Consider the following 12,374-nt stretch of genomic DNA (forward strand, 5'->3'; position numbering starts at 1 on the left):
TGCCCGTGAAGCTTCCGCATCGTTTCGCATTCACCTATTTGCGTGGCGCCAGCCTCGGCCCATCATCGGTGTGCGTAAAGGGGGGCGAGCATGCTCGAAGACACCAGGGACATCACCACGCGCGACGGCGCGATGGAGACCTTCATCGTGAGGCCGGAGCGCGACGGGCCCTACCCGGCCGTGCTCATGCTGATGGATGCGCCCGGCATCCGCGAGGAGCTGCACGACATGGCGCGGCGGCTGGCGAGCGTGGGCTACTACGTCCTCCTGCCGAACCTCTATTACCGCGCCGGGCGCGATTCCAAGTTCGGCCCCGGCGTGCTGCAGAAGGACGATCCGGAGCGCGACCGCATGCGCGCCATCCGCACGAAGATGACCATTCCGCCCGTCATGCGCGACGTGGCCGCCATGCTCGCCTTTCTCGACACCCAGGCCGAGGTGGAGCCGGGCGCGGTCGGTGTGCACGGCTATTGCATGAGCGGGCCTTATGCGCTGGCGGCGGCCGCGCGCTATCCCGGGCGGATCGCCGCCGCCGCCTCCTTCTACGGAACCTGGCTGGTGAGCGAGGCCGAGGAGAGCCCGCATCTGACGCTCGGCGAGGGGCGGGCCGAGCTCTACATCTCCTGCGCCGAGCATGACGAGCTCGCGCCGCTGCCGATGGTGAAACAGCTGCAGATATTGCTCGATGCCTCGGACGTGGAGGGCGAGCTGGAGATCAGTCCCGGCGTCCATCACGGCTTCGCCTTCCCGCAGCGCGCCTGCTACGACAAGCCCGCCGCCGAACGGCATTGGGAGCGGCTGATCGCGCTGTACCGGCGCCGGTTGGGATGAGCGGTCTCCAGCGCTTTCTCGACGCGCAGGACGAGGTCTACGCGACCGCGCTGGCCGAGCTGAAGGCGGGGGATAAGCGAACGCATTGGATGTGGTTCGTCTTCCCGCAGATGCGCGGGCTGGGCTTCTCGTCGAACGCGCAGTTCTACGGCATCGCCTCGCTGGAGGAGGCGCGCGCCTATCTCGCGCATGAGGTGCTGGGGGCGCGATTGCTGGCCTGCACGCAGGCGGTGCTGGGCGTGCAGGGAAAGTCGCTCGAAACGATCCTGGGTGCCGTGGACGCCCGGAAATTCCGTTCGAGCATGACGCTCTTCCTGCATGCCTCGGGCGAACCGATGTTCCGCGCGGCGCTGGATCGCTACTGCGACGGCGCCGAGGACGGGAAGACGCTCGCGCTCCTTCAGGCGGTCCAGAAGTAACGCGTGATGTGGAAGAAGAGCGGCGCGGCGAAGGTCAGCGAGTCGATGCGGTCCAGCACGCCGCCATGGCCCTCGATCACATAGCCCCAGTCCTTCGCGCCCAGGTCGCGCTTGATCGCCGAGAGCACGAAGCCGCCGAAGAATCCCGCGGTGACGATCACCGCCGAGACGCCCGCCGCCTCCAGCGGCGAGAAGGGCGTCAGCCCGTGCAGCAGAACGCCGATGAGGATGGCCGTCAGCCCGCCGCCGATCAGCCCTTCCAGCGTCTTGGACGGGCTGATGCCGGGCGCGAAGCGGCGCCTGCCGATCAGCTTGCCCCAGACATACTGGAACACGTCGCTCAGCTGCACGACGACGACCAGATAGACCAGCATCAGCGCGGAAGGCGTGCCCGTGTCGAGCAAGAGCAGCGCGGGCGCATGGCTCACCGAATAGACGGTCAGCATCAGGCCCCATTGCACCTTGGCGCTGCGCGACAGGAACTCCTTCGCGTCGCCGGAGAGCGTGGTCAGCGCCGGCAGGATCAGGAAGGCGTAGACGGGAATGAAGATCGACATCAGCCCGTACCAGCCGTCCAGCAGCAGCACGTAGTGGATCGGCAGCACGACGAAGAAGGAGAGGAAGAGCGCCAGCTGGTCGCCGCGCCGCGCGGGCGTCAGCGTCCAGAACTCGCGCAGCGCGAGGAAGGAGAGCAGCGCGAAGAGCAGGATGGTCGTCGTCGCGCCGGCCCAGATCGCGCCGCCGAGCACCGCCACCATCACCCACCAGGAGCGCGTGCGCGCATTGAGGTTGCGCACGGTGGCGATCGCCTTCTCGTCCTTCGCGCGGCGCTCCAGCACGAAGCCGGCGGCGGAGGCGAGGATGAGGATGGTGAGGATGGTCACCACTACATGCATCAGCGGCCCGCTCATGCGACGAGGTCCAGGACGGACTGCCGTGCGCGGCGCAGGAAGCTTCCCTTGTCCTCGCCGGGCTCGAGACGGATCGGCGCGCCGAAGCGCGCGGTGCAGGTGATCGGCACGATCAGCATGCTTCCCTTCGGCAGAATGCGCTGGAGATTGTCGAGATGCACCGGGATCAGCTCCACCGCGGGAAAGCGCGCGGCCATGCGGTGCAGCCCGCCGCGGAAGGGCCCCATCTCCTCGCCTGAGCCGCGCGTGCCCTCGGGGAAGATGAGGATGGAGCGCCCGCGCTCCAGCACCTGCGTGGCGGGGCCGAGCGGATCCTCGCCGCGCACCGGCTTGCGGTCGATGAGCACGGCGCGCAGCCCGACCTCCGCGATCCAGCGCAGCACCGCGTTGCGGCCCCAGTAGTCGCGCGCGGCGACGGGATGGGTAAGGCGGCGCACCGCCCAGGGCAGCGCCGCCATGACGGCGACCGTGTCGAGATGGCTGCCGTGATTGGCGAAGTAGATGCGCTGCGTCGTGGAGGGCGCGCAACCGCGCCAGTCCGCGCGCGCGCCGACGAGCAGGCGCACGAGCAGGATCAGCGCGCGGCGGATGAGGGCGGTCATGCGCGCGTCAACGCGCTGGCGATGCCCTGGCTGCGCGTGACGCAGGTGACGAGGCTGCCCAGCGCGACGACGTAGCCGCAGATCAGCAGGGCCCAGCGCGTGCCGAAGAGCGGGAGCTCGATCGCCGCCAGCACCAGCGCGGCGGTCAGCGCGGCCATGCGCCGCTGCTTGGCCATGATCCCCGAAAAGTCCTGCACCAGCCCGACCGATCCGCCGAAGACCCGCACATAGGCGGTCAGCGCCGCCAGCAGCGCGCAGGCCCAGCCGAGCCAGGGCACGCCGGCCGCATAGCCGAGCGGCACGAGGAAGAGCGTGTCGGCGATGCGGTCGGGGAATTCATTGTACAGCGCGCCGGTGGGCGTCTTCATGCCGCCCTCGATCGCGACCATGCCGTCCAGCAGGTTGCACACCAGCCGCGCCTGGACGCAGAGCGCCGCGCCGAACCAGGCCAGCGGATGCGCCGCCAGCATCAGTGCGCCGCCCAGCAGGGCGAAGCCCACCGAGGCGACGGAAATGCTGTTCGGCGTCACGCCCATGCGCGCCAGTCGGGCGGCCATCGCGATGGCCCAGCCGGAGGACCGGCTCGCGATGGGTCGTCGCGCGGATTCCGTCAAACTGCACTTCCCTCGATTCGATGCGAGGGAAAGGGTAGCAGCGTCTAACGGCGCACGGCGAGCTTTAGCGCATCGAGCAGGTTGTCCATGGCCTGCTGGAAGCCCGGCCCGTCGAGATAGCCGTCCAGCGCGCCGGTGCGCGTCAGGAAGGTGTTCCAGGCCGGCGTGCGCATGCCGCGCTGGAAGCGGTCGTGCAGCGAGGCATAGGCCTCGTCCGACAGGCCGGCCGGCGCCATGAGGCCCTTCATGTTCTCGACGACGACGTTCCAGCCGCATTCCTTCAGCGTCGGCACGCCGGGGAAGGCCGCGAGCCGCGCCTCGGAGGCCACCGCGATGGGCACGACCTCGCCCGCGCCGGCCAGCCCGGCCATCTCCTCGGGCGCGAGCACGGCGAGCTCGACCGTGTTGGACATGATCGCCGCCAGCGAGGGCGCGCCGCCGGTGAAGGGAATGTGCAGGAACTCTACGCCCGCCGCCTGCTGCAGCAGCACGAAGACCGCGTGGTAGATCGAGCCGATGCCCGAGGAGGCATGCGGGATCGCGCCCGGATCGCGCTTCGCGGCCTCGACCACCTGGCGGATGTCGGTGAAGCGGCCGCCGCGCTTCACGACGATCATCAGCGGCTGGCGCGTGAGGCGGATGACGGCGCGGAAGGAGTGCTTGGGGTCGTAGGGGACGTCGCGGAAGGCGGGGAGGGAGGTGCTCTCGCTGCCGCCGCCGACCAGCAGGTTCAGCCCGTCCGGCGCCATGCCGGCCACGGCCTGGGCCGCGATGGCGCCGCCGGCGCCGGGGCGGTTCACGACCACCAGCGGCGATGGGAAGAAGGGCGTCGATGCCTCGCCGGCCGCGCGCGCCGCGAGATCCGCCCCACCGCCCGGCGCGAAGCCGACGATGAGCTGGATGGCGCGCGCCGGCTCCCAGGCGGCCTGCGCCGCGCCCATGGCGGTGAGTGTGGCGGCGCCCGCGAGCAGGCTCCTGCGTCCAGACATTGTGTCCTCCTAAGGAATTTGGGCGGAAGATGCCTCGCGCCGCCTGGATGGACAACGACTCCTCTCCGGGCTTCGTTCCGCGCCGAGGAGAATCCATGCCAACGACCCCCCGCCTGCCCGTGCCCTTCGGCGCCACGGATTGCCACATGCATATCTATGGACCGGCGGATCGCTATCCGGTCGCGCCCAGCAATCCCTCGCCGGTGCCCTTCGCTTACGATCTGGAAGCTTACCGGAGAGTGAAGGCAGCGCTCGGCCTGTCGCGCACCGTGGTCGTGCAGCCGACGGCCTATGGCGACGACAATGCCTGCACGATGGATGCCGTGGCCGCGCTCGGCCTGGATGCCGCCCGTGCCGTGGTGGTCGTCACGCTCGACACGCCGGAGGCCGAGCTCGCGCGGCTCCACGCGGCCGGGGCGCGCGGCGCGCGCTGCTTCATGCTCAAGGGCGGCATCATCCCCTGGGAGAAGCTGCACGAGATGGGGGCGCGGGTCGCCCCGCTCGGCTGGCATCTCCAGCTTCAGTTCGACGGGGGCGAGATGCCGGAGCGCGAGGCGCTGATCCGCGCGCTCCCCTGCCAGGTCGTCATCGACCATGTCGGGCGCTTCCATGATCCCGTCCCGCCCGAGGCCCCCCAGGTCCAGGCGCTGAAGCGGCTGCTGGAGGCGGGGCATGTGTGGATGAAGGCGTCCTCGCCCTATGGCGTCTCGCGTTCCGGGCCGCCCGGTTATGCGGATGTGTCCGCCATCGCCCGCGCCTTGATCGCCGCCGCGCCGGAGCGGGTGGTCTGGGGCTCCAATTGGCCGCACCCCAATATCTTCGAGAACAAGCCGGATGAAGCGCGGCTGCTGGATCTCCTCGGCGAATGGGTCGCGGACGAGGCGGTGCGTCAGGCTGTTCTCGTGACGAATTCCGCAAGGCTCTATGAGTTCGGGGCTGCGACACCGTAGTCCCGGCCGTTGGCGGTTCGGCCAGCGGCGGAATATGCGCCGGGATGCAAGGCTCGGCGTTCTCAGCACCCCGATATTTCTTCTCAACCCGAAGGATTTGCCGATTATTATTTCGAAATCGGAAAGTATATTTGATGTTTTGGGCGGTCACGTAGTTCATGCGTCGGGGCACAATAGTCTTGGGCATTCAAATGGGCCGCGAAAAGAACATTTCGTGAATCAAGCCGGCAAATCGACGATCCGGAATCTTATCGAATCAAGTGTCTGATCCGATTCGCGCGAACGAATCGCTGACTCATCTCAGACCCGACTTTAACACAACAGGTTGTGGTCAAAGGGTTGCTCGGGCCCAACGGCGTTCCCGCTTCGTGCGGGTTGGACCCATCGATTCGCCGATCCGCTTCCCACGCGATCTTCCTGCCCGCCGCGATGTTCTCCTGCCGGCCGTGACGCGCTAGGACATCGCCCATGACGATCGGGATCGAGATGGGCCAGACGCGCCAGGGCGCGGCCGCGACGCTCGACCTGGAAGAACTGCTCTCCACGCGACTGCTGGTGCAGGGGAATTCCGGTTCGGGGAAGTCGCATCTGCTGCGCCGGCTGCTGGAGCAGAGCGCGCCATGGGTGCAGCAGGTGGTGATCGACCCGGAGGGCGATTTCGTCACGCTGGCGGACCGATTCGGCCATCTGGTCATCGACGCCGCCGATCATTCCGAAGCGACATTGACCCGCGCGGCCGATCGCGCCCGGCGGCACCGCGTCTCGGTCGTGCTGAACCTCGACGGCGTCGAGGTCGAAGCCCAGCTCCGCTGCGCTGCCGCCTTCATGAACGGCCTTTTCGACGCCGACCGCGACCATTGGGGCCCGGTGATGGTGGTGGTGGACGAGGCGCAGCTCTTCGCCCCGGCCATGGCCGGCGAGGCCTCGGACGAGGCGCGGCGGGCGGCGCTCGGTGCCATGACCAATCTGATGTGCCGCGGCCGCAAGCGCGGCCTGGCGGGCGTCATCGCCACGCAGCGTCTGGCCAAGCTGGCCAAGAACGTCGCCGCCGAGGCCTCCAATTTCATGATGGGCCGCACCTTCCTCGACATCGACATGGCCCGCGCGGCCGACCTCCTCGGCATGGAGCGGCGCCAGGCGGAGGCCTTCCGCGACCTGGAGCGCGGGCATTTCGTGGCCCTCGGCCCGGCGGTGTCCCGCCGGCCCCTGGCGATCCGGATCGGCGAGGTCGAGACGGAATCGCGCAGCGCCGGGCCGAAGCTGATGGCGCCGGCCATGCCGGCCTCGGCCGAGGAAGCGCGCGAGCTCCTCCTGCATGGGCCCGAGCCCGACGCCCGCCCGGCCGCCCCGCGCCGCGCGGCGCGCCCGCCCGCGCCGGACATCCTGTTGCAGCTTGCCCAGTTCCGGCCGCCGGCGGTGCATCTGGCCGAGACGGCGGCGCCCCTCACGCCCGAGGAGATCGAGCTGCGCAAGGCGCGGATGGACGCGACGCTCCATCACGTGCTGGCCGATGAGGAGGCCGCCTTCCGCCCGGCCGGCGTGCTCTACCAGGACTTCCTGGTCCGGCTGCGGATCCAGGAGATCGAAGGCCCGCCCGACCTCGCCACCTTCCGCCGGATGCTGGCCACCGCGCGGGCCGGCGTCGCCCCCGAGGCGGCCGAGAGCGAGGAATGGCAGTCGGCCGTCGCTCGGGCCGAGGTGCTGCCGGAGGATGCCCAGGGCGTCTACCTTTTACTGGCGCGCGCCGCGCGAGACGGGCTGCCCTGCCCCTCGGATGCGACCATCGCGCGGGCCTATGGCACCCGATCGGCCGGGCGCGCCCGGCGGCTGCTGGCCTGGATGGAGGAGCAGAAGGCCGTGGTCCTGCGGAGCGAGCGCGGCGGAAAGCGCTCCCTCGCGCTGGTCGGGCTTGGTTGGGAAACCACGGCAGGCGACCCTAACGGGCCCGAACAGGATATCTGAGATCCATGCGCCGGACCGTCTTCGCGACCCTCGCCGTCCTGGCCCTCATCCTGTTCTTCGGCGCGCTGGCCTTTCCCGCCATCGCGACGTGCTCTCGCGAGGATCAGAGCCTCGCGAACTGGTTCCACAACGACACCATCCTGTTCTTCGGCTGGATGGCGATCCTGCTCGGCCAATGGGGCTGGATGGCCAATATTCCCTTCCTGATCAACGTCGTGCTGCTGATCCGCGGCCGCCGGACCGGATTCTGGTCCCCCGGCATCCAGGCCTTCTTCCTGGCCGCCGCGGTGATGACCCTCCTGCCCTCCTGGGGCATGCGGCTGCCGCATAACGAGGCCTGGGACGAGCCGGTCTGCTGGCTGGGTGCCGGCTTCTGGCTCTGGGTCGCGGCCCAGGCGCTGGTCTGTGCCGCCGCCGTGGCCGCGACGCTGATCCTGCCGCGCCGGCCGAAGCCGGCCGCTCAGCCCTGAGTGGCGAGGATCGCCGCCGCTAGATCCTCGCCCGCCCAGCCCACCGATTTGAACAGCGTGATCTGATCCGCCGAGGTCCGCCCGGGGTGGCGGCCCTTGCACAGCTCGGACAGCTCGGCCGCGATATCGGCCTCGGTGATGTGCCCCTCGGCGATGGCCTGCACGACATCGCCGGCCTCGGCGAGGCCGCCCACCCGCGTGTCCACCACGCAGAGCGCCCGGGCCAGGACCGCGCCGTCCGTCTCGCGCATATCGGCCCGGAAGGCACCGACCAGATCCACATGCGTCCCCGGCGAGAGCGCGGCGCCATGGATCAGCGGCACGGTCGAGAGCGTCGCGGCGCTCACGATGTCGAAGCCTGCCGGATCGGCCGTCGCGGCCAGACGGGCGGGAATGCCGTGCGCGGCGAGTCGCGCCACCAGCTGTTCCGCCCGCGCCGGATGGCGCGCCCAGATGGCGACCTCCTCCAGAGGGAAGCTCTCCGCATAGGCCTCGGCGAGGGCGGCGGCGATCTTGCCGGCGCCCAGGACCAGCAGGCGCCGCGAATCCGGCCGCGCCAGATAGCGCGCGGCCAGGATGGAGGCCGCCGCCGTCCGCCGGTCGGTCAGCTCGCCGCCGTCCAGCAGGGCGATGGGCACGCCCGTCGTCGCATCGGACAGCAGGTAGGCGGCGTTCACGGTCGGCTGCCGGAGCGCGGTGTTGCCCGGCGCCACATGGACGATCTTCACCCCCGAATGCGTGGCGCTGACCGCCGGCATCAAGAGCAAGGTGCCATTGGCGGGGAGGGGGTGGCGGTGACGGAGCGGCGCCTGGCATCCGGCGACGAACATCGCGCGCAATGCCTCCACGAGAGCATGCCAGGGCAGGCGAGCGGCAATTTCTGCCTTATCAATTTGCAGCATGGGGTTCCGGCTGAGGGAGGATGGATCATTGTGCGATTGATCGATGGCGCTTCCTAGGTCAGCATTGCAGGGCTCGGTGATGTCGGCCGCCTTCCGGCCGATGCGACCTCGGGGGACGGCAAGGATATGAAGCCCATGAAAAGAACCCTAAAAAAATCCCTCCTGGGTGGCCTCGCGGCCCTGCTCGCCGCCGTATCGGTGCCGGCCCTAGCCCAGGCGCCCGCCGCCGCTCCCCCGGCCCCGGCGCCAGCCCCCACCCCCGCCCCAGCTCCTGCTGCGGCACCCGCGGCGCCGGCCGCGACCGGCAGCACCGTCGATGCCATCCGCGCCCGCGGCCAGCTGACCTGCGGCGTCAGCACCGGCCTCGCCGGCTTCTCAATGCCCGACAGCCAGGGCGCCTGGCGCGGCTTCGACGTCGATTTCTGCCGCGCCCTCGCGGTCGCCATCTTCAATGACCCGAACAAGGTCCGCTTCCTCGCGACCACGCCGCAGGTCCGCTTCACGGCCCTGCAATCCGGCGAGGTCGATATCCTGAGCCGCAACACGACCTGGACGCTCTCGCGCGACAGCTCGCTCGGCCTCGATTTCCCGGCGGTCACTTTCTATGACGGCCAGGGCTTCATGGTGAAGCGCAGCCTGAACGTGACGAGCGCTGCCCAGCTCGACGGCGCGACCGTCTGCGTGCAGCCCGGCACCACGACCGAGCAGAACCTCGCCGACTGGGCCCGCTCCGCGCGCGTGTCGATCCGCCCAGTGGTGATCGAGCGCCTTGAGGACAATATCGCGGCCTATATCGCCGGCCGCTGCGATGCCTATACGACCGACATCTCCGGCCTCGCCGCCAACCGCTCCGCGCAGCAGAATCCCAACGACCACATCATCCTGCCCGATGTGATCAGCAAGGAGCCGCTGGCCCCGGCGGTGCGCCATGGCGACCAGCGCTTCGCGGACATCGTCCGCTGGACGCATTTCGGCATGCTCGCCGCGGAAGAGCTCGGCATCACCTCGGCCAATGTCGTCGAGGCCTCCGGCACCGACGCCCGGCCCGAAGTGCAGCGCCTGCTCGGCCGCACGGGCGACCTCGGACCGATGCTCGGGCTGGACAAGGCCTGGATGGTCAATGTGATCCGCGCCATGGGCAATTACGGCGAATCCTTCGAGCGGAACCTGGCGCCGCTCGGCCTGCAGCGCGGCCGAAATGCCTTGTGGACGGCTCCGGGTGGGTTGCAATACGCTCCGCCCTTCCGGTGAGACGCTCAGCCCAGGGCTGGTAAAGTAATGTAGGGGCCGGGGCGCTAGCCGCGCCGGCCCTCTCCCCAGAAGGTGGAACACCGCCCTGGGGCCAATTGAGACAGGGACACCGTATATGTCTGGGGCCTCCACCGACCCGCGCCTGCTCCGAAAGGCGCCGCCGCGACCGCTCCGCATCTCCTGGTCGGACGAGCGGTTCCGCAACATCATCTACCAGGTCATCGTCGTGGCCGCCGTGATCAGCCTCTTCGGCTGGCTGTGGTCCAACACGCGCTACAACCTCGAGGTCCGGCGCATCGCGACCGGCTGGGGCTTCCTTTCGCGCGAGGCCGGGCTGCCGATCGGCGAGCACCTCATCGACTACGATCCTTCGATGTCCTACTTCCGCGCGCTGCTCGTGGGCGTGCTGAACACGCTGAAGGTCGCGATCATCGGCATCATCCTCGCGACCATCCTGGGCACGCTGCTCGGCGTGGCGCGGCTGTCCAAGAACTGGATGCTGGCGAAGTTCGCCTCCGCCTATGTCGAGATCGTGCGCGACCTGCCGCTGCTGCTGCAGCTGCTCTTCTGGTACTCGCTTCTCCAGGGCCTGCCCGGACCGCGCCAGGCCTTCAACCCGGTGACCGGGGTGTTCCTGTCGAATCGCGGGTTGAAGATTCCCTATTTCCAATGGGAATCGGCCCATAGCTGGGCGCTGCTGGCCTTCGTCGTCGGCCTCGTGATCACCTATTTATATCGCAAATCCGCCCGCGCGAAGCAGATGCAGGACGGCCAGATCCGGCCCATCTGGCCGACGGCCATCTCCGCGATCGTCGGCCTGCCCATCGTGGTCTGGGCCGCCCTGGGCGCGCCCTTCACGCCGGACATACCCGAGTTGCGCGGCTTCAACTTCCGCGGCGGCCTCGACGTCAGCCCCGAATTCTTCGCCCTGCTACTCGGCCTCACGCTCTATACGGCCGGCTTCATCGCCGAGATCGTGCGCGCGGGTATCCTGGCCGTGAGCCAGGGCCAGTGGGAGGCCGCGCAGGCGCTCGGCCTGCAGCGCGGGCGGGTGATGAACCTGATCGTGCTGCCCCAGGCCATGCGCGTGATCATCCCGCCGATGACCAGCCAGTTCCTCAACATCACGAAGAACTCGTCGCTCGCGGTGGCCATCGGCTACCAGGACATCGTGTCGATCGCCAATACGACGCTGAACCAGACCGGACAGGCCATCGAGGGCATCGCCATCATCATGCTCGTCTATCTGACGATCAGCCTGTCGATCAGCCTGTTCATGAACTGGTACAACAAGCGCATTGCGCTGGTGGAGAGATAAGCGCCATGAGCGACCTCGCCGCCGACGGCAAGCCCCTCATCGTTCCTTCCGAGCCCCGCCGCGCGCCGATCACCCTGATCGGTCCCGTGGCTTGGGCGCGGGAGAATCTGTTCCGCAACTGGTGGTCCACCGCCATTTCCCTGGCGATGATCTATCTGATCGTGAAGCTCGCGGTCACCTTCGTCAGCTGGGCCTTCCTCAACGCCGTCTGGGTGGTGCCGGTGAGCCCGACGGGCGTCGCCAACACCGAGGCCTGCCGGGCCATCAAGGGGGTCGGCGCCTGCTGGGCGGTGATCACCGAGAAGCACCGCTTCATCCTCTTCGGCACCTATCCCTATGACGAGCACTGGCGCCCGCTGATCGTCTGCCTGCTCTTCATCGGCCTGTTCATCGTCTCGGCGATGCGGCGCTTCTGGCGCTGGGAGCTCTCGCTGGTCTGGATCGGCACGCTGACCCTCATCGGCGTGCTGATGTGGGGCGGCATCCTGGGCCTGAGCTATGTCCCGCAGGAGCGCTGGGGCGGCCTGCCGATCACCCTGATCCTGGCCACCTTCGGCCTTGCCTTCGCCTTCCCGCTCGCCATCATGGTGGCGCTGGGCCGGCGTTCGAACCTGCCGGCGATCAAGGCGCTCTGCGTCCTCTATGTCGAGCTGATCCGCGGCGTGCCGCTGATCTCCCTGCTCTTCATGGCGAGCGTGATGTTCCCGCTCTTCCTTCCCGAGGGGCTGAACATCGACAAGCTGCTGCGCGCCCAGGTCGCGATCATCCTCTTCGCCGGCGCCTATCTGGCCGAGGTGGTGCGCGCCGGCCTGCAGACCCTGCCGCGCGGCCAGTACGAGGCGGCCGACGCGCTCGGCCTCAGCTACTGGCACAAGACCGGCTTCATCATCCTGCCCCAGGCGCTGCGCCTCGTGATCCCGCCGCTGGTGAACACCTTCATCGGCTTCTTCAAGGACACGTCGCTGGTGCTGATCATCGGCATCTTCGACCTGCTGACCGCGGGCAAGACGGCAATCATCGAGCCTGCCTGGCAGGGCTTCGGCGTCGAGGTCTATATCACCCTCGGCCTCATCTACTTCTGCTTCTGCTTTGCCATGTCGAAGTACAGCTCGGGCCTGGAGGCGGAATTCAACCGTCATCGCAACCGATGATCAC

The 12,374-nt window shown here is 68.8% G+C and carries 13 protein-coding genes; 8 read left to right on the plus strand and 5 right to left on the minus strand.

Annotated features, from left to right (window positions below):
- Window positions 1-90: 90 nt before the first annotated feature.
- Window positions 91-831, plus strand: a complete 741-nt coding sequence (locus ACO057_RS16440; protein WP_421993685.1) for a dienelactone hydrolase family protein — start codon at window positions 91-93, stop codon at window positions 829-831.
- Window positions 828-1,250, plus strand: a complete 423-nt coding sequence (locus tag ACO057_RS16445) for a DUF1810 domain-containing protein (protein ID WP_421993686.1) — start codon at window positions 828-830, stop codon at window positions 1,248-1,250. Before ACO057_RS16440 ends, ACO057_RS16445 begins: the two co-directional genes overlap by 4 nt.
- On the opposite strand, the gene ACO057_RS16450 is transcribed toward ACO057_RS16445, so the two are convergent.
- The 4 genes from ACO057_RS16450 to ACO057_RS16465 are packed head-to-tail and all read right to left on the minus strand — an operon-like array spanning window position 1,232 to window position 4,366.
- Window positions 1,232-2,161, minus strand: coding sequence for a phosphatidate cytidylyltransferase (locus ACO057_RS16450; protein ID WP_421993687.1), 930 nt, complete (start codon window positions 2,159-2,161; stop codon window positions 1,232-1,234). The genes ACO057_RS16445 and ACO057_RS16450 overlap by 19 nt on opposite strands.
- Complete coding sequence (locus ACO057_RS16455; protein WP_421993688.1) at window positions 2,158-2,763, minus strand: lysophospholipid acyltransferase family protein; 606 nt, start codon at window positions 2,761-2,763, stop codon at window positions 2,158-2,160. Before ACO057_RS16455 ends, ACO057_RS16450 begins: the two co-directional genes overlap by 4 nt.
- Window positions 2,760-3,377, minus strand: coding sequence for a CDP-alcohol phosphatidyltransferase family protein (locus ACO057_RS16460; protein ID WP_421993689.1), 618 nt, complete (start codon window positions 3,375-3,377; stop codon window positions 2,760-2,762). The genes ACO057_RS16455 and ACO057_RS16460 overlap by 4 nt, the downstream gene beginning before the upstream one ends.
- Window positions 3,378-3,421: 44 nt before the next feature.
- Window positions 3,422-4,366: a Bug family tripartite tricarboxylate transporter substrate binding protein gene (locus tag ACO057_RS16465; protein WP_421993690.1), complete on the minus strand. Its 945-nt coding sequence runs from the start codon at window positions 4,364-4,366 to the stop codon at window positions 3,422-3,424.
- Window positions 4,367-4,461: 95 nt separating this feature from the next.
- On the opposite strand from ACO057_RS16465, the gene ACO057_RS16470 reads away from it, so the two are divergent.
- The 3 genes from ACO057_RS16470 to ACO057_RS16480 all read left to right on the plus strand — a co-directional run bounded on the left by ACO057_RS16470 (window position 4,462) and on the right by ACO057_RS16480 (window position 7,748).
- Window positions 4,462-5,316 (plus strand): amidohydrolase family protein, encoded by an 855-nt coding sequence (locus tag ACO057_RS16470; RefSeq protein ID WP_421993691.1) that lies wholly within the window; start codon window positions 4,462-4,464, stop codon window positions 5,314-5,316.
- A 468-nt stretch (window positions 5,317-5,784) separates the two neighbouring features.
- Complete coding sequence (locus ACO057_RS16475; protein WP_421993692.1) at window positions 5,785-7,278, plus strand: helicase HerA domain-containing protein; 1,494 nt, start codon at window positions 5,785-5,787, stop codon at window positions 7,276-7,278.
- Between the two features lie 5 nt (window positions 7,279-7,283).
- On the plus strand, window positions 7,284-7,748 hold the full coding sequence (locus ACO057_RS16480; protein WP_421993693.1) for a hypothetical protein: 465 nt from the start codon (window positions 7,284-7,286) through the stop codon (window positions 7,746-7,748).
- On the opposite strand, the gene ACO057_RS16485 is transcribed toward ACO057_RS16480, so the two are convergent.
- Window positions 7,739-8,650 carry an ornithine cyclodeaminase family protein gene (locus ACO057_RS16485; protein ID WP_421993694.1) on the minus strand — a complete coding sequence of 304 codons (912 nt, stop codon included), beginning with the start codon at window positions 8,648-8,650 and terminating at the stop codon, window positions 7,739-7,741. The two genes, ACO057_RS16480 and ACO057_RS16485, sit on opposite strands and share 10 nt — an antisense overlap.
- 126 nt (window positions 8,651-8,776) lie before the next feature.
- On the opposite strand from ACO057_RS16485, the gene ACO057_RS16490 reads away from it, so the two are divergent.
- From ACO057_RS16490 to ACO057_RS16500, 3 genes are all read left to right on the plus strand, one after another.
- Entirely contained in the window at window positions 8,777-9,901 is a 1,125-nt protein-coding gene (locus ACO057_RS16490; protein ID WP_421993695.1) for an amino acid ABC transporter substrate-binding protein, read from the plus strand.
- 115 nt (window positions 9,902-10,016) lie between these two features.
- Complete coding sequence (locus ACO057_RS16495) at window positions 10,017-11,219, plus strand: amino acid ABC transporter permease (protein WP_421993696.1); 1,203 nt, start codon at window positions 10,017-10,019, stop codon at window positions 11,217-11,219.
- Window positions 11,220-11,224: 5 nt separating this feature from the next.
- On the plus strand, window positions 11,225-12,370 hold the full coding sequence (locus tag ACO057_RS16500; protein WP_421993697.1) for an amino acid ABC transporter permease: 1,146 nt from the start codon (window positions 11,225-11,227) through the stop codon (window positions 12,368-12,370).
- Window positions 12,371-12,374 lie beyond the last annotated feature (4 nt).

It is taken from the genome of Roseococcus sp., assembly GCF_965227005.1.
In the GTDB taxonomy this organism is placed as follows: Bacteria; Pseudomonadota; Alphaproteobacteria; order Acetobacterales; family Acetobacteraceae; genus Roseococcus.